The organism is Devosia marina, assembly GCF_009758415.1.
In the GTDB taxonomy this organism is placed as follows: domain Bacteria; phylum Pseudomonadota; class Alphaproteobacteria; order Rhizobiales; family Devosiaceae; genus Devosia; species Devosia marina.
Map to the genome: position 1 here is coordinate 1,452,891 of NZ_WQRF01000001.1, position 17,692 is coordinate 1,470,582.

Here is a 17,692-nt window from a genome sequence, read left to right on the forward strand (position 1 = left end):
TGGACATGATCCCCGGAGAAGTCATCCCTGCCAACGGCGACATTGAGCTCAATGTCGGGGCCGAACAGGTCGTGCTGGAGGTCGCCAATACCGGCGACCGCCCGGTCCAGGTCGGCTCGCATTATCATTTCTTCGAAGCCAATGCGGGGCTCCGCTTTGACCGAGACAAGGCGCGTGGCATGCGCCTTGATATCGCAGCGGGCACGGCCGTACGTTTCGAGCCCGGTCAGGCGCGCGAGGTTCGGCTGGTGCCGATCTCAGGCGACCGGCGCATTTTCGGTTTTCGGCAACAGATCATGGGAGATCTCTGAACCCTGTGGCCGGGCGCGATATTGTCCCGGCGGGGCATGGCGCAGCCAGGTGAAAGCTGGTTAAAGGGCACGTCTCGAAAAAGAGGATCGCGCCATGACCACCGAACCCAGCAAGGAAGCCCAGTTCAAGCAACGCTTCATTTCCGTTGTGGCGGATCTGCAGCAGAACGGCATCGATGATCCGGAAGCCATGGCCCATATCGGTGGTCTGGCAGTCGAGTTGTCCGATGCGCTGAAACAGAAGAGCTGGGTCGCGGTCAAGCAGAGCATGACCCCGGCCATCTATGACGAGTTGCTCGCGAGCTTCCAGAAGCGGGGCAACGAATATCACAAGGATGGCCGCACCAAACTGGCCTACGCCATCCAGCTTCTGAGCGTTTCGCTGGTCGCCTTTACCCAGCGCAACGATGCCGACATTGCGGCAGGCGAAAAGCTGGTGGACCAGTTGATCGATCAGGCCGCAACAAGATACCGCCAGGTCCGTCCAAAGCACTGATTGGGCTGGGCGCGACTGGCTTGAACAACGTGTTCCGGACTCTTGCCAGTCCGGACACCTTAGGCCAAAGTTACGCCCGGGAAGCCTTTGTTCCGGGCCATTCGAACGGGACACGACATGCCAGCACGGATTTCTCGCGCCACTTACGCCGATATGTATGGCCCCACCACGGGTGACCGCGTCCGCCTCGCCGATACCGAACTCTTCATCGAGGTGGAGAAGGATTTCACCACCTATGGCGAAGAGGTCAAGTTCGGCGGCGGCAAGGTCATTCGCGACGGCATGGGCCAATCCCAGCGCACCCGTGCGGAAGGCGCCGTTGACACGGTTATTACCAACGCGCTGATCGTTGATCACACGGGCATCTACAAGGCCGATATCGGTCTCAAGAATGGTTTGATCGCCGGCATCGGCAAGGCCGGCAATCCCGATACCCAGCCCAATATCGACATCATCATCGGACCCTCGACTGAAGCCATTGCCGGCGAAGGCAAGATCATCACCGCGGGTGGCATGGACGCGCACATCCACTTCATCTGCCCCCAGCAGATCGAGGAAGCGCTGATGAGCGGGGTCACTACCATGCTCGGCGGCGGCTCCGGTCCTGCCCATGGGACGCTGGCCACCACCTGCACCGGCGCCTGGCATATCGAGCGCATGATCGAAAGCTTCGACGCCTTCCCAATGAACCTGGCCCTGGCCGGCAAGGGCAACGCTGCCGTTGCAGCCCCGCTCGAGGAAATGATCCTTTCGGGCGCCTCCTGCCTCAAACTGCACGAAGACTGGGGCACCACCCCGGCGGCCATCGACAACTGCCTTTCGGTCGCGGACGACTACGACGTGCAGGTGATGATCCACACCGATACGCTCAATGAGAGCGGTTTCGTCGAAGACACCGTCGGCGCCTTCAAAAACCGCACCATTCATGCCTTCCACACCGAGGGCGCAGGCGGCGGGCATGCTCCGGACATCCTCAAGGTTGCGGGCCTGCCCAATGTCATTCCCTCCTCGACCAATCCGACCCGCCCCTACACGGTCAACACAATCGCCGAGCATCTCGACATGCTCATGGTCTGCCACCACCTCGACCAGTCCATTCCCGAAGATGTCGCCTTTGCCGAAAGCCGCATCCGCAAGGAGACCATCGCCGCCGAAGATATCCTGCACGATATGGGCGCCCTCTCCATTATCGCGTCCGACAGCCAGGCCATGGGCCGCGTCGGCGAGGTGCTGATCCGCACCTGGCAGACTGCGGACAAGATGAAGCGCCAGCGCGGCCGCCTGCCGGAAGAAACCGGCGACAATGACAATTTCCGCGTCCGCCGCTATGTCGCCAAGTACACCATCAACCCGGCCATTGCCCATGGCATAAGCCAGCACATCGGTTCGGTCGAAGTGGGCAAGCGGGCCGATCTGGTGCTCTGGAACCCCGCATTTTTTGGGGTAAAACCGGACATGGTGTTGCTCGGCGGGTCAATCGCTGCCGCACCGATGGGTGACCCCAATGCCTCGATCCCGACGCCCCAGCCCATGCACTACCGGCCCATGTTTGGCGCCTATGGCAAGCTCGTCAGCCGCTCCTCAGTGGTGTTCATCTCCCAGGCCGCCCATGATGCGGGCCTGCGCAACCGCCTCGGCGTCGACAAGCAATTGCTTCCCGTATCCAATACTCGTGGCGGCATTGGCAAGGCGGCCATGAAGCTCAATACGGCAACCCCGGAGATCGACGTTCATCCCGAAACCTATGAGGTCCGCGCCGACGGCGAATTGCTCACCTGCGAGCCAGCAACGGTACTGCCCATGGCGCAGCGCTTTTTCCTTTTCTGACGACATCGGCATGGCTGATCGACCGGCAGCGATTGTCACTCCCTTCAAACGCCATGATTATGGGTGTGCAATAACTGCCGTTCGTTCCCTGTTGCCAAAGGACAGTTTCATGCCCTCGCCCAGAGCGATGCTTGTCATCGGTTTTTCCCTGTTCGTCCCTCTTGCGGCTTTCGCCCAGGCCGAGGTCACGACCCTCGCCACTGTGCCGACAGTGCCTGCAGCGTCGGCCAGCCTGACATTGACCCTCGAAAGCCAGAGCGATATCGAGCGGCGCACGGTTAGCTATCTTTGTGAGGATCAGCAGGTTCTGACCGTACACTATATCAACGCCGCCCCCAATTTCCTGGCCATTGTACCGGTCGAAGGCCAGAGCCTGGTCTTTGCAACCACGCTTTCAGCCTCCGGTGCGCGCTATGTTTCGGGGCCCTATGAATGGTGGAGCCATCAGGGCGAAGCCACCCTGCGTGACCTGATGCAGGACGAGGACGCCGAGCCGCTCGTCACCTGCACCGAAGCCAACAACACACCCTGACCGCTGGCATGGACCCAGCAATCTCCGCCGAACTGTTTCCGCATGTGCGCATCGTCATGGGCACGGTTATCGGCCTGGGTATTACCAGGCTGCTGATGACCGTTGCCGGAATCATCCAGCATCCCCATCGTGGCAAGATTTCTGCCCTGCACATGCTCTGGATCGGCTCGATGCTGCTCGAGCTGGTGTTGTTCTGGTGGTGGGAATTTGCGCTGCACAGGGTGGAGATTTGGAATTTCGGCATTGTCCTGTTCATCCTGACCTATGCCATCACCCTCTTCCTGATCGCGGCCCTGCTCTCCCCCGATAGCGTCTCCGAGTACAAGGGCTATGAGGACTTCTTCCTCAAGCGTCGTCATTGGTTTTTTGGCCTTTTGGGTGCAACCTTCATCCTCGACACCATCGATACGCTGATCAAGGGCCAGGCCCATTGGAGCCGGTTCGACTGGAGCTATTTTGGCCAGGTTCCGGTAGGACTGGCGCTATGTATCTTCGCCTGGCGCTATGCCGACCGGCGCCTGCACCTGTCCATCGTTGGAGTGCACATCACCTACCAACTCTTCCTCATTTTCCGTTTCTTCACCACGATCAGTTAGTTCCCCATGTTCCGAGCCACTGCCCATTTGCCCGCCGATCACGGCAAGTCCCCGATCATCGACACCATCACCCTGGCCCATGACGAGCGCAGGCTGCGGCGCAAGCTGCTCACCGGGGCCAAAGGCACGGAAGTCATGGTGGATTTTCCCGCGACCGTGACCCTCGACCACATGGGGGCGCTGGAACTGGAGAGTGGTGAGTTGGTCAGCGTGCTGGCGGCCCAGGAACCGCTCTACGAAATTCGCGCCCGGGATCCCGGACACTTGCTGCGCCTCGCCTGGCATATCGGCAATCGCCACACCCCGGCGCAACTGGAGCCCGATCGCATCCTGATCAAGCGCGACCACGTCCTCAAGACCATGCTGGAAGGTCTGGGCGCGGGCGTCGCAAATGTCACCGAACCCTTCTTTGCAGAGCATGGCGCCTATCATGCCCACGCCCATGGCGATGGTGGCCATGCGCTGTTGAACCGCAAGTGAGCGCCGATCTGCAAAAGCTGCTGACCTGGATGTCACCGGCCTTCCCGGTCGGGGCCTTTGCCTGGTCCGCCGGTCTTGAGACCGCTATTGCGCAGGGCACAGTGTCCGACCGTGCGACCACCCAAGACTGGATTTCCGGCGTGCTGCATCACGGCAGCCTCAAGACCGACGCGATCCTGCTCGCCCATGCCCACAGAGCTCATGCCGACAAGGCAAAGCTGGCTGAACTGGCCGATCTCTGCCTCGCCTTGACCGCCGCCCATGAGCGGCACGCCGAAACCACCATCACCGGCAACGCCTTCGTGCTCGCCAGTGCGGCATGGCCGGCCGCAACGCCTGTGCCGCTGCCCGAGCCCTGCCCCTACCCCATCGCCGTTGGCGCATTGGCTGGTGCTCATGGCATTGAGCGCCGTGATACGCTGATCGCCTTTCTCGCCACGACGGTCCATAGTCAGGTGTCGGTCGCCGTGCGCCTCGTGCCCATCGGGCAGGCTGACGGCCTCGCCATCATGGCGGCGTTCGAGCCGGGCATCGCGCATATGGCCGATCTGTGCCTTCATGCCGCACTGGACGATATTGGCAGCGTGGCCTATGGCGCAGATATTGCGCAGATGCAGCACGAAACGCTGAGAACGAGGATTTTCCGGTCATGAGCATGCTTTTCGCCTCCTTCATGTTCATCGGCCTGTTCGCCGTGTCGATTGCCCATCTGATGTGGGCCTTCGGCCGTACCTGGCCGATCCGCGACGAGAAACTGCTGGCCCAGACCGTGGCGGGCTTCAAGGACATCGAGCGCATGCCACCCAGACTGGCTTCGCTCGCCGTCGCCGTAGCCACCTTCACCGCCGGTTGCTTCGCCCTGGCTCTGGCCGATCACGACAGCGGCGGATGGCTGCTCAATCTGGCCGGTTTCGGCTTCGCTGCCGTGTTCCTGGCCCGCGGCATCATCGGCTATACACCCTGGTGGGCGGGGCTGACCCCCGAACCCAATTTCCGTCTCAATGACCGCCGGGTCTATTCCCCGCTCTGCCTGTTCCTGGGGCTGGGCTTCCTGGCACTTATCTATCTGCGTCTCGTCTGAAACACATATGGAGCAAGTCATGTCCAAGAGCCTCAACGGACCCCTGCGCATCGGCATTGGCGGGCCAGTCGGCTCGGGCAAGACCACCTTGTGTGAAATGCTGCTCAAGGCCATGCGCGACCGCTATTCCATGGCCGTGGTCACCAATGACATCTACACTCAGGAAGACGCGCTGATCCTGTCGCGCGTTCAGGCGATTTCCGAGGACCGCATTGTCGGCGTCGAAACCGGCGGTTGCCCGCACACCGCCATTCGCGAAGACGCTTCGCTGAACCTGGCCGCCATTGACGATCTGAACCGAAAGTTTCCCGATCTGGACATCGTGCTGATCGAGAGCGGCGGTGACAATCTGGCGGCCACCTTCTCGCCCGATCTGGCAGACCTCACCATCTATGTGATTTCGGTCGCGCAGGGCGAAAAGATCCCGCGCAAGGGCGGCCCCGCGATTTCCCGCTCCGACCTCCTGGTCATCACCCACACCGACCTGGCGCCCTATGTCGGCGCCAGCCTCGAAGTGATGGAGAGCGACACGCAGAAGGTGCGCGAAGGCCGGCCCTATGTCTTCACCGACCTGCTGCGCCGCGAAAGCCTCGACCACATCATCGGCTTTATTGAGAAGCACGGTGGCTTCGTGGCGGAGGCAGCGGAACAAGCGTGAGCGACTTCGTCCGCCTGAGACGATCTCTCGCAGAACCAATGGTGCCGTCCGGACTCCCGCCGGGCGTGGAATGGCTACCACTATGGCGCAGCAGGCCGGCTGACCTCCACCGCCTGCTCGTGCTCGCCTATGGCGAAGGCGGCGGCGCGGTCGGGTCGTTCGACCAATGGTGGTGGCCACTGGTGGACGACACCGAATTCGACCCTGCGCTGGTGATTATTGCCGCCAATGCCGATCAGGAACCGCTGGGACTTGTCCAATGCTGGTCCAGCAGCTTCGTCAAGGACATCGTCGTGCATCCCGACGCACAAAACCGCGGTCTCGGCTCTGCGCTGCTGACATGCGCCTTTTCGTTGCTGCGCGAGCGCGGGCATCTGCATGCCGACCTAAAGGTAGAACGGGCCAACAGAGCGGCGCAGCGCTTTTATGCGCGTCACGGCATGTTCGAGGTGGAGAGCTAGGCCCTGGGCCGCACCAATGCCACCACGGATCGCGGCGGCAGGGTTGCCGTGCCTTCAGTGAAGGCGACCTCGAATGACTGGTCGGACTGGATGCCGACAGCCCATTCCCCTTCTGGCAGACGCGCCACCACCGGCTCGACGCGACGGTTGAACCAGACCAGCACCTCATCGTCCTTGTGCCTCAGATGCATGCCCAGCACCGAGGCGCCGCTGTCGTTCCAGTCCGCTACGGTCATTTCGCGTCCATCCGGGTGCAGCCACATGACATCGCGAGCACCATTGCGATCCTGGCCGGTCAGCCAGTGGTCATGGCTGACCGCCGGATGCGCCTTGCGGAAACTCTTCAGCGCTCCGACGAAATCCACCAGCGCGCCGTCGCCATTCTCCCAGTCGACCCAAGTGATCTCGTTGTCCTGGGCATAGGCGTTATTATTGCCCTGCTGGGTGCGATACATCTCGTCGCCCTGCTGGATCAGCGGGGTGCCACGCGAGAGGAACAGTGTGGCCAGCAGCGCCCGAACATCGCGCTTGCGGGCATGGTTGATCGCTTCGTCATCTGTTTCGCCCTCAACCCCGCAATTCCATGAGGAATTATGGTTGTGGCCATCTCGGTTGTGCTCGCCATTCGCTTCGTTGTGCTTGTCGTGATAGCTGACCAGGTCACGCAGGGTGAACCCGTCATGCACGGCCAGCATGTTGACCCCGGCGCTGGGCTTGCGGCCCGCAACATCGAAGATTTCGGCTGAACCCGACACCTTGCCGGCCAGCGCGCCAATCTTGCCGTTCTCGCCTTTCCAGAAGGCGCGGATTTCATCGCGGTAGGTATCGTTGTGCTCGGCAAATTCCTTGCCGAACTTTCCCAACCCATAGCCGCCCGGACCAGGATCCCAGGGCTCGGCGACCAGGATCGCCTTTTTCAGCACCGGATCGGCCTTGATCTTTTCCAGCATCTCGGCTTCCGGGTTGAACCCCGGGTCGCGACCCAGAATGGTCGCCAGATCAAAGCGGAATCCGGAAACCCCGAGCTCCTCGACATAATAGCGCAGGCTTTCGATCACCAGGCGCTGTACGGCGGGATGGTCACAACGCAGCGTATTGCCGGTACCCGTATCGTTGACCAGGCGCTTTTTGCCATCCACCTCGACCCAGCGATAATAGGTTTGCGGGTCCAACCCCATCATCGAGAGGATCGGGCCCTCGCTGTCGCCCTCGCCGGTGTGGTTGTAGACCACGTCCAGGATCACTGCGATGCCGACCTTTCGATAGGCGTCGGTCATCACCCGCAATTCCTGCGGCCCGCGCGGGGCCAGTCGCGGATCCACCGCGAAATAGGCCACCGGGTTGTAGCCCCAGGCATTGGTGAGACCGAGCTGGGGCAGGTGTCCCTCGTCGATCCAGGCCGCCGTTGGCATGAGTTGAACGGCGTCGACACCCAGATGCTTGAAATGATCGATCACCCGCCGCGTCGTCAGCCCAGCTACGGTCCCGCGCAGCGGCCCTTGTACGCTGGGATGCCGCATGGTGAACCCGCGCACATTGAGTTCGTAATAAAGACCCGGCACCTTCTTTCGCGGTTGAGCGAGGTCATTGCCGCCGCCCGGCACGATGGCCTTGGGCACCAGCTCGGCGGTATCCACCGCGTCCTCGCGCGCCAGCCTCAGGCGCGGCGAGCGCACGAACACCCGATCCAGATGGCGCGCATATGGATCGACCAAAAGCTTGTTCGGATCGAAGAAATAGCCCTGGTCCGGATCATAGGGTCCATCGGCCCGCAGCCCATAGCGCGCGCCCGGTCCGATATTGGCAATCAGCCCGGCATGCACATTGTCTTGGTGCATGTCCAGCTCGAACCGCTCGATCTCCTTGTCCTGCTCGTCGAACAGGCACACCCAGATCGCGCTCGCGCTTTCCGAATAGACGGCAAAATTGACGCCCTCCGCCGTAGCGGTGGCGCCCAGATGGTCCGTGTGCCCGCCAAGGGGCACCAATGCTGGCGTGGAGGACAAGGCGAACCTAGGTGATGACGCTGGGGGCATCTCGCCCGGTTCTGGATTTGACCCCTGCGAGGGCCTCGGCGATCCCGATCAGGGGCTCGAGAGCGAGCTGGGTATCGAGATCATGGCGTCCATCGCTGGCCTCATAGCGTTCAAGGTAGAGCCGCAGCGTGGCGCCTACCGTGCCGGTTCCAGACAGTCTCAGGACGATTCGGGATCCATCGGTGAACCCGATGCGGATGCCCTGCTTGGCGCTGGTCGAGCCATCGATCGGGTCGTGATAGGTGAAGTCGTCCGCGAAGGCGACCTGCAGGTCATCCTCGAAAATCCTGCCGGGCAGGCTCGGCAATTGCGCCCGCAGATCCTCGACCAGCTTGCTGGCAATGGCCGCATCGACCTCTTCATAATCGTGCCGCGTATAGTAGTTGCGGCCATAAATCTTCCAGTGTTCGCGCACGATCTCATCGACGCTCTGCTTGCGAACCGCCAGGATGTTGAGCCACAGCAGCACCGCCCAGAGCCCGTCTTTCTCACGCACATGACTTGAGCCGGTGCCCGCGCTTTCCTCGCCGCAAATGGTGACGCGGCCGGCATCGAGCAGATTGCCGAAGAACTTCCAGCCTGTCGGTGTCTCATGCATCTCAATGCCGAGCTTTTCAGCCACGCGATCTGCAGCCGCACTGGTCGGCATGGAGCGGGCAATGCCGGCAATGCCTTGCTTGTAGCCCGGCGCCAAATGCGCATTTGCCGCCAAGAGCGCCAGCGAGTCCGAAGGCGTCACGAAGCGGTTCTTGCCAATGATCAGATTGCGGTCGCCATCACCATCGGATGCCGCGCCGAAATCGGGGCCGTCCGGGGTCATCAGCAGGTCGTGCATGTCCTTGCAATAGACCAGGTTCGGGTCCGGATGCCCGTTGTTGAAGGTGGGCGAAGGCGTGCCGTTGACGACGGTGCCCTTGGGCGCCCCAAGCATGCCTTCGAGAATGGCGTGGGCGTAGGGGCCGGTCACGGCATGCATGGCGTCGAACGTCATGCGGAAGCCGCTGGCGAACAGCCCGCGGATGGCGTCGAAGTCGAACAAGCTCTTCATCAGCGCCGCATAGTCGGCAACCGAATCGATCACCTCGACCACCATGCCGCCGACTTGCTGCGTGCCAATCAGATTGAGGTCGATATCGGGCGTGTCGAGCGTCTTGTAGCTGTCAATCACCTGGGTTCGCGCATAGACCGCATCGGTGATCCTTTCGGGCGCAGGCCCACCATTGCCCACATTGTATTTGATGCCAAAATCGCCATCCGGCCCGCCCGGGTTGTGGCTGGCGGATAGCACTAGCCCACCGAAAGCCTTGTAATGGCGGATGATATTGCTGGCCGCTGGGGTGGAGAGAATACCACCCTGCCCCACCAGCACCTTGCCAAAGCCATTGGCGGCAGCGATGCGAATGGCCTTCTGGATGGCAACATCATTATAAAACCGGCCATCCCCGCCGATCACCAGTGTCTGGCCGCCAAAGCCCTCCAGGCTGTCGAAGATCGACTGGATGAAGTTCTCGACATAATTGGGCTGACTGAAAACAGGCACCCGCTTCCTCAGGCCAGAGGTGCCGGGTTTCTGGTCCTTATAAGGCGTTGTCTCAATCGTCTTGGCTGTCATCTGTCGAATATCCGATCAACGAGGCATAGAGCTGGGCATAGCGGTTGGCGCTGGTTTCCCAGCTCACATCCGACTTCATCCCCCGCCTCTGCATTTTCTTCCATGATTTTACATCGGCATAGAGCGCCAGCATGCGCCGGATCGCGTCGGCCAATGCTGTTTCGCTGGGCGGCGCAAACTGCACCCCCGTCGCCACCTCGGCCTGAATCGCCGCGACGTTGGCATCAATAATCGTGTCGTTGAGCCCACCAACCCGGCTGACCAAAGGCACGCAACCATAACGCAGCGCATAAAGCTGGGTCAGCCCGCACGGTTCGAACCGGGAGGGCACCATCATCACATCGGCGCCGCCTTGCACCAGATGGCTGAGCTCTTCGTTGTAGCCGGTGACCAGCCCGACCTTGCCTGGATGGGCCTTGGCCGCACTGCGAATGGCGTTTTCAAGCTCCGTATCGCCAGAGCCAAGCACCGCCAATTGTGCCCCGGATTCTACGATCAGCTCGATATTGGCGGCGAGCAGATCGATGCCCTTCTGCCAGGTCAGCCGGCTGACCACTGCGAAAAGCGGCCCGTCCAGAGGTTCCAGTCCGAACGCCTCCTGCACGGCGCGCTTATTGACGAGGCGCCCCTGCATGGTGCCGGCCGTATAGGTCTGCGCCAGCGCCGGATCTGTCGCCGGATTCCAGGCATTCATGTCGATGCCGTTGAGCACCCCGTGCACCGTCGTCGAGCGATTGTTTAGAAGACCTTCGAGCCCCATGCCGAATTCCGGGGTGCGGATTTCGGCGGCATAGGTGGGTGATACGGTGGTCACCACGTCGGCGCACTCCACCCCCGCCTTGAGATAGCCCACGCCGCCATAATATTCGACGCCTTCCATGGAGAAGGCATGCGCCGGCAATTTGAGCTGTGCGAAGATTTCGGCCCCGAACGTGCCCTGGAAGGCCATGTTGTGGACGGTCATCACCGTCTTGATGTTGGAGGACGGACCGAATTTGACATAGGCGGGCACGAGTCCGGCCTGCCAGTCATGGGCATGGATGACCTGGGGCCGATAGCCTTCTACCAGACCTAGTCCCAGTTCAGACGCCACCCAGCTCAACGCCGCATAGCGTTTCCAGTTGTCCGGCCAGTCCCATCCCTCCGGCCCCATATAGGGATTGCCCGGCCGCTCATAGAGCGAAGGGGCGTCGAGCACAATCAGATCAAGCCCTTCCACCCGCCCCGCAATCAGCCGCGCGGGCACGCCGAACAGATCGTCGAACCGTGCCACTTCCCGTCCACCGGACATCTTGGCGGTGACGGCCGGATAGCCTGGCACCAGGGTGCGCATGGTCACCCCGGATTCACCAAGGGCACCGGGCAGCGCCCCGGCCACATCGGCCAGGCCGCCGGTCTTGATCAGCGGATAGATTTCGGATGCAACCGAGAGAACTTCGATCATCGATCCGCCAGGTATTTATTGATCATGGCCTGGGTTATCAGCGTCACGCCTTCGTCGGACCGGCGGAACCATTTTGCGTCAAATTCAGGGTCTTCGCCCACCACCAGGCCCTCGGGGATATTGACGCCGCGATCGATAACAACCTTCTTCAGCCGCGCATTACGCCCGACATCGCAATAGGGCAGCACCACCGCTTCCTCGAGCATTGAATAGGAGTGCACCCGGCTGCCAGTGGAAAGCAGCGTACGCTGCAAATGCCCGCCCGAAATGATGCAATCGCCCGAAACCAGCGAGTTGACGGCAGAGCCGCGGCGCCCATCAAAGTCGTGTACGAATTTGGCAGGTGGCGTGATCTCGGCATAGGTCCAGATCGGCCAGTCACGATCATAAAGATCGAGCTGTGGCTTGATGTCGGTCAGGTCGATGGACGCTTTCCAATAGGCGTCGATCGTGCCCACATCGCGCCAATAGCTGACTTCTTCATTGCTCGAGCGCACGCAGGAGCGCGGGAAGCGGTGCGCCCAGGCAGTCCCGTTCTTGACGATATAGGGGATGATGTCCTTGCCGAAGTCGCGATTGGACCCCTCGGTCGCCGCATCGCGCTTGAGCTGCTCCATCAGGAAGCGCGTCTCGAATACATAAATGCCCATTGAGGCCAGCGCCATGTCGGGCTTGTCCGGAATGCCCGGAGGGTCCTTGGGTTTTTCTACGAAATCAACCACCCGATCGCGGCCATCGACATGCATCACGCCGAAGCCTGTAGCTTCCATGCGCGGGACTTCGAGGCACCCGATGGTGACGTCCGCGCCCGTATCCACATGCTGGCGGAGCATGATTTCGTAGTCCATCTTGTAGATGTGGTCGCCCGCCAGGATGACGATATAGCGGGCGCCGGAATCCTCGATGATGTCCATGTTCTGGTACACCGCATCGGCGGTGCCGGCATACCACATGTCCTCGCGCACCCGCTGGCTGGCCGGCAGCACGTCAAAGCTCTCATTGCGCTCGGGCCTGAGGAAGTTCCACCCGCGCGACAAGTGGCGGATCAGGGAATGCGCCTGATATTGCGTGGCCACTGAGATACGGCGAATGCCCGAATTGATGGCATTGGAAAGCGCAAAGTCGATGATGCGCGACTTGCCGCCAAAATACACCGCCGGCTTGGCACGCCGGTCGGTCAGTTCCATCAGACGCGTACCGCGCCCTCCCGCCAGCACATAGGCCATGGCTTCACGCGCCAGCGGCGATGGTACTCGATAGTCAGCCATATTATTTCCCTCCGCTTGAGCCCGGCTTCTGCCGGGTCTTATCTCACCCGAGCCGCCTCAGGCCGGCTCATACTTCAAAAACAGTGTTGCCAATGGCGGCAGGTAGACTTCCGCCTCGGCCGGCCAGTGCTGCCCCTCGACAGCTTTGGCAACGACCGCGCCCTGATTGCCGGTGTTGCCACCGGAATACCAACCGGCATCGGTATTGATCCGCTCCACCCAGCGCCCGGCTTTGGGCAGCGGTACCTTGTAGTGACTGCGTGGCACTGGCGTGAAATTGGAGATCACCAGCACCGGATCGGCATCCGGCGCCTTGCGCAGCCAAGCCAGCACGGAATTGGCCTGATCATTGCCGATCACCCACTCGAAGCCCTCCGGCTCGCAATCGCGGTCATAAAGCGCAGGCAGGCTGCGATAGGCCGCATTGAGGTCGGCCACCAGCCGCCGCATGCCTTCATGGCTTGGCGCGTCGAGCAGATACCAGTCGAGCGCCTGGCTCTCTGACCATTCCTCGCGCTGCGCGAATTCCTGGCCCATGAACAGCAGTTTCTTGCCCGGATGGCCCCACATGAAGGCCAGATAGGCGCGCAGATTGGCGAATTGCTGCCAGTCGTCTCCCGGCATTTTTGAAAGCAGCGCGCCCTTGCCGTGCACCACCTCGTCATGGCTTAGCGGCAATACGAAATTCTCACTGAACGCGTACATCAGCCCGAAGGTCATGTCGTTGTGGTGGAACCGGCGATGGATGGTTTCCCGGCTCATGAACCGCAGGGTGTCGTTCATGAAACCCATGTTCCACTTGAAACCAAAGCCCAGCCCTCCCGCATAGGTGGGGGCGCTGACGCCGGGCCACGAAGTCGACTCCTCGGCGATCATGAAGGCACCCGGGAATTGTCGATAGACCTCCGCATTGACCCGCTGCAGAAAGGCCACTGCCTCCAGGTTCTGGTTACCGCCATGCTGGTTGGGCACCCATTCGCCCGGTTGCCGCGAATAGTCGAGATAGAGCATCGAGGCGACCGCATCGACCCGTAGGCCGTCGATATGGAACTGGTCGAACCAGAACAGTGCATTGTTCGTGAGGTAGGCCGAAACTTCCTTGCGCCCGAAATTGTAAATCGCCGTGTTCCAGTCTGGATGAAAACCTTGGCGCGGATCTTCATGCTCATAGAGCGCGGTGCCGTCGAAATGCGACAGGCCATGCTCGTCCGTCGGGAAATGCGCCGGCACCCAATCCAGGATCACCCCCAGCCCCGCCTCATGAGCCGCATTGACCAGTCGCGCGAACCCGGCCGGATCGCCAAACCGCGCCGTCGGGGCATAAAGCCCGGTTGGCTGATAGCCCCAGCTCGGATCGAAGGGATGCTCGGAGATCGGCATCAGTTCGAGGTGGGTGTACCCCATATCGGCCGCATAGGGCACGAGCTGCTCGGCAAGCTGGTCATAGGACATGAAGCTGCCGTCGGGGCGTCGTCGCCACGAGCCCAGATGCACTTCGTAGATGGACATGGGCGTGCGTCGCCAGTCGCGCGTTGCGCGTTCTTCCATGTATTTTTGGTCAGTCCAGGTGAATGGCGTCGGATCGGGAACCACCGAAGCGGTTCGCGGCCGCATCTCGGCCTGCCGGGCATACGGGTCCGCCTTCAAGGGAAGCACCTGCCCATTCGGCCCGACGATCTCGTACTTGTAGATGGTGCCAGTCCCCAGCACCGGGATGAACACTTCCCAGATGCCCTGGCGATTGCGCATCGGGTGGCGCCGTCCATCCCAATCATTCCAAGGCCCGACAACGGACACGCGCTGCGCATTTGGCGCCCAGACCGCAAAATGGGTGCCGTGAATGCCCTCGAATTCCATTTCGTGGGCGCCCATCTTGTCGAACAGCCGCAAATGGCTGCCTTCGCCGATGTAGTAGTCGTCCATCGGCCCGAGCACCGGACCGAAGGAATAGGGATCATAGACCGTCCAGCTTCCTCCGGCATTTTTAGCCTCATAGCGGATCGGCTGCCGCTCGGTGATGTCCACCTTGGCCTCAAAGAACCCGCCCTTATGGCGTGGGATCATGTGCCTGAGTGGCGTGCCGTCGAGTGTAAAGGCATTCAGCGTGTCCGCGTGGGGCACGAAGGCCCGCAGAACCCAGTGTCCTGCAACCTCGTGCAGACCCAGAAAGGCAAAGGCATTGCTGTGGCGCCCGGCCACAATGGCTTCGATTTCCCGCTCATCGGCCTGCCAGCTTTCCTTGCTCACACTCACTCTCACGCTCCCCCAATGACCTGCCAAATCATCCCGGCCGGCCCAACAAAAACTCTGCGCGCAATGCTGATCTTGCGTCAGGTGCGACCGCGCGCGCTTGCGCTCTAGGACGTGGACACGCCCCAGATATCTTCTGCATATTGCCGGATCGTCCTGTCCGACGAGAAAAAGCCCACGCTCGCAGTGTTGCGGATGGCCATGGCCGTCCACTTCTTCTTGTCGCGCCAGATGGCATCGACCTTGGCCTGCGCCGCGACATAGGCATCGAAGTCCCGCGCCACCATGAACCAGTCATGGTCGTAGAGCCCGCCAATCAGATCACGATAGCGATGCGGATCATCCGGAGAGAACACACCAGTGGAGATGGAATCCAGTGCCTCACGCAGACGTGGCGACCTATCGATTGCCGCACGCGGCACTTCCGAACGGGCCCGCTTGTCATCCACCTCGTCCGTGGTCAGTCCGAAGATGACGATGTTCTTGTCGCCCACCTCCTTGTGCATCTCCACATTGGCCCCATCCATGGTACCGATGGTGATGGCGCCATTGGCCATGAACTTCATGTTGCCGGTGCCTGAGGCTTCCATGCCCGCGGTCGATATCTGTTCCGACAGATCCGCCGCCGGCACGATGACCTCGGCCAGGCTCACATTGTAGTTGGGCAGGAACACCACCTTGAGCAGGCCACGCACCGCCGGATCGTTGTTGATGACCCGCGCCACGTCGTTGATAAGCTTGATGATCAGCTTGGCGTTCCAGTAACTCGGCGCCGCCTTGCCCGCGAAGATCTTGACCCGCGGCACCCATTCCTTTTCCGGATGGGCGCGGATCTCATCATAAAGCGCCACGGCGTGAATGATGTTGAGCAATTGCCGCTTGTATTCGTGGATGCGCTTGATCTGCACATCGAACATGGCATCAGGGGCCACGGTGATGTTCAGCCGATCCTTGATAAGCTTGGCCAGCACTTTCTTGTTCTTGAGCTTAACCTCGGCGAACTGCTTCTGGAAGCTGGGATCCTCGGCATGAGGCAAAAGCTGTTGCAGCTTATCGATATCGTCGAGAAATTCGGGCCCGATCCGGTCCGACACCAATCGCGTCAGCGTCGGGTTGCACTGCATCAGCCAGCGCCGCGGGGTGATGCCATTGGTCTTGTTGTTGATGCGATCGGGATAGAGCCGATGCAGATCGGCAAACACCGTCTGCTTCATCAGTTCGGTATGCAGCGCCGAAACGCCATTGATCGAGTGCGACCCGACAAAGGCCAGTTGGCCCATCCGCACGCGGCGCCCGCCATGCTCGTCAATCAGCGACACATTGGCGATCTGCTGGTCGGAGAACTTCGCCTTGTTGCGCGCTTCGGCCAAAACATCGGCATTGATCTGATAGACGATCTGCATATGGCGCGGCAGCAGGCGTTCGAGCAGGGCCACTGGCCAGCTTTCCAGCGCTTCGGGCAACAGGGTGTGGTTGGTATAGCCGAACGTGCCCTTGGTGATCTGCCAGGCCTTGGCCCATTTGATCCCGTTGTCATCGACCAGAATGCGCATCAGCTCGGCCACGGAGATGGCCGGATGCGTATCGTTGAGCTGAATCGCCACCTTGTCGGCCAGCGACCCCAGATCGCCATATTGCTGCAGATGGCGGCGGACGATGTCCTGCAGTGAGGCCGAGGAGAAGAAGAACTCCTGGCGCAAGCGCAGTTCCTGCCCCGCCGCTGTCGAGTCTGCCGGGTAGAGCACGCGAGTAATGGCTTCGGCCTTGGCGCTTTCTTCGAGCGCCCCGATATGGTCACCGGAATTGAACTTGTCGAGCAGGATCGGGTCGATGGGCTGTGCGCTCCAGAGACGGAGCGTATTCACCCGCGCCCCGCGCCACCCGACAATCGGCGTATCAAAGGCCACGGCCAGCAAATGCTCATTCGGCCGCCATTCCTGACGCACCTCGCCGTCCGGATCCGTGACCGGTTCGACATGGCCGCCAAACCCGACTTCATAGGCGCTCTCGCGGCGCTCGAATTCCCAGGGATTGCCGTGTGCCAGCCAGTCCTCGGGCAGTTCGACCTGCCAGCCTTCGCTCATTTCCTGCCGGAACAGGCCATGCACGTAGCGAATACCATAGCCATAGGCTGGGATTTCCACCGAGGACATGGATTCAAGGAAACAGGCGGCCAGACGCCCCAGGCCACCATTGCCCAGTGCAGCGTCTGGCTCGAGATTGATCAAATCGCCCAGATCGACATCGAGGTTTTTCAGCGCCTCGGCAACCGGCTGCATCAGCCCGACATTGCTCATCGCATCGCGCATTAGCCGCCCGATGAGGAACTCAAGGCTGAGGTAATAGACCCGCTTGTTCGAGGTTCGCCATGTCTCGCGCGAACTCTCCATCCAGCGGTCCATGATCCGGTCGCGCACCACCAGAATAGTGGCGCGCAGCCAGTCATGCGGTCGAGCGACAATCGGATCCTTGCCGACCGAATAGATCAGCTTTTCAAGGATCTCGGCCTGAATCGCCTCAACTGTTATCGCGCGGGGTTCGGGCGTGGGCGCATCGTAAACGATCGGCTTTTGCGGCATCTCGCAATCCAGTGTTCATATCGATGTTCCCCTCAGAATAGGTACAGTGTTGCACTTAATT

At 61.1% G+C, this 17,692-nt stretch carries 16 protein-coding genes; 10 read left to right on the top strand and 6 right to left on the bottom strand.

Translation table 11 applies throughout. The features are described from left to right. Positions 1–5: 5 nt before the first annotated feature. The 10 genes from GO014_RS07030 (at position 6) to GO014_RS07075 (ending at position 6,442) form a co-directional block, all read left to right on the top strand. A complete protein-coding gene (locus GO014_RS07030) occupies positions 6–311 on the top strand; it encodes an urease subunit beta (RefSeq protein WP_157289628.1) in 306 nt (101 codons plus the stop codon). A 94-nt stretch (positions 312–405) separates the two neighbouring features. Next, positions 406–807, top strand: a complete 402-nt coding sequence (locus GO014_RS07035) for a hypothetical protein (RefSeq protein WP_157289629.1) — start codon at positions 406–408, stop codon at positions 805–807. Between the two features lie 117 nt (positions 808–924). Beyond that, positions 925–2,634, top strand: coding sequence for an urease subunit alpha (gene ureC, locus GO014_RS07040; RefSeq protein ID WP_157289630.1), 1,710 nt, complete (start codon positions 925–927; stop codon positions 2,632–2,634). A gap of 109 nt (positions 2,635–2,743) precedes the next feature. Further along, positions 2,744–3,166 carry an MliC family protein gene (locus GO014_RS07045; RefSeq protein ID WP_157289631.1) on the top strand — a complete coding sequence of 141 codons (423 nt, stop codon included), beginning with the start codon at positions 2,744–2,746 and terminating at the stop codon, positions 3,164–3,166. A gap of 8 nt (positions 3,167–3,174) precedes the next feature. Then, positions 3,175–3,762: a hypothetical protein gene (locus tag GO014_RS07050; RefSeq protein WP_157289632.1), complete on the top strand. Its 588-nt coding sequence runs from the start codon at positions 3,175–3,177 to the stop codon at positions 3,760–3,762. Positions 3,763–3,768: 6 nt separating this feature from the next. After that, positions 3,769–4,242: an urease accessory protein UreE gene (locus GO014_RS07055; RefSeq protein WP_157289633.1), complete on the top strand. Its 474-nt coding sequence runs from the start codon at positions 3,769–3,771 to the stop codon at positions 4,240–4,242. Then, complete coding sequence (locus tag GO014_RS07060; protein ID WP_343030806.1) at positions 4,239–4,895, top strand: urease accessory protein UreF; 657 nt, start codon at positions 4,239–4,241, stop codon at positions 4,893–4,895. The genes GO014_RS07055 and GO014_RS07060 overlap by 4 nt, the downstream gene beginning before the upstream one ends. Further along, a complete protein-coding gene (locus GO014_RS07065) occupies positions 4,892–5,323 on the top strand; it encodes a DUF3995 domain-containing protein (RefSeq protein WP_157289634.1) in 432 nt (143 codons plus the stop codon). Before GO014_RS07060 ends, GO014_RS07065 begins: the two co-directional genes overlap by 4 nt. A gap of 19 nt (positions 5,324–5,342) precedes the next feature. Beyond that, entirely contained in the window at positions 5,343–5,981 is a 639-nt protein-coding gene (ureG, locus tag GO014_RS07070; RefSeq protein WP_157289635.1) for an urease accessory protein UreG, read from the top strand. Positions 5,982–6,046: 65 nt separating this feature from the next. Further along, on the top strand, positions 6,047–6,442 hold the full coding sequence (locus GO014_RS07075; RefSeq protein ID WP_157289636.1) for a GNAT family N-acetyltransferase: 396 nt from the start codon (positions 6,047–6,049) through the stop codon (positions 6,440–6,442). Here GO014_RS07075 and glgX read toward each other — a convergent pair. From glgX to GO014_RS07105, 6 genes are all read right to left on the bottom strand, one after another. Beyond that, positions 6,439–8,448, bottom strand: coding sequence for a glycogen debranching protein GlgX (gene glgX, locus GO014_RS07080; protein ID WP_246204401.1), 2,010 nt, complete (start codon positions 8,446–8,448; stop codon positions 6,439–6,441). The two genes, GO014_RS07075 and glgX, sit on opposite strands and share 4 nt — an antisense overlap. A 7-nt stretch (positions 8,449–8,455) precedes the next feature. Continuing rightward, entirely contained in the window at positions 8,456–10,090 is a 1,635-nt protein-coding gene (locus GO014_RS07085) for an alpha-D-glucose phosphate-specific phosphoglucomutase (RefSeq protein WP_157289638.1), read from the bottom strand. After that, positions 10,071–11,531 carry a glycogen synthase GlgA gene (gene glgA, locus GO014_RS07090; protein WP_343030849.1) on the bottom strand — a complete coding sequence of 487 codons (1,461 nt, stop codon included), beginning with the start codon at positions 11,529–11,531 and terminating at the stop codon, positions 10,071–10,073. Before glgA ends, GO014_RS07085 begins: the two co-directional genes overlap by 20 nt. After that, entirely contained in the window at positions 11,531–12,802 is a 1,272-nt protein-coding gene (gene glgC, locus GO014_RS07095; RefSeq protein WP_116588219.1) for a glucose-1-phosphate adenylyltransferase, read from the bottom strand. Before glgC ends, glgA begins: the two co-directional genes overlap by 1 nt. Positions 12,803–12,859: 57 nt before the next feature. Continuing rightward, positions 12,860–15,061: a 1,4-alpha-glucan branching protein GlgB gene (gene glgB, locus GO014_RS07100; RefSeq protein WP_425482056.1), complete on the bottom strand. Its 2,202-nt coding sequence runs from the start codon at positions 15,059–15,061 to the stop codon at positions 12,860–12,862. 98 nt (positions 15,062–15,159) lie between these two features. Next, on the bottom strand, positions 15,160–17,631 hold the full coding sequence (locus tag GO014_RS07105; protein WP_157289641.1) for a glycogen/starch/alpha-glucan phosphorylase: 2,472 nt from the start codon (positions 17,629–17,631) through the stop codon (positions 15,160–15,162). Positions 17,632–17,692 lie beyond the last annotated feature (61 nt).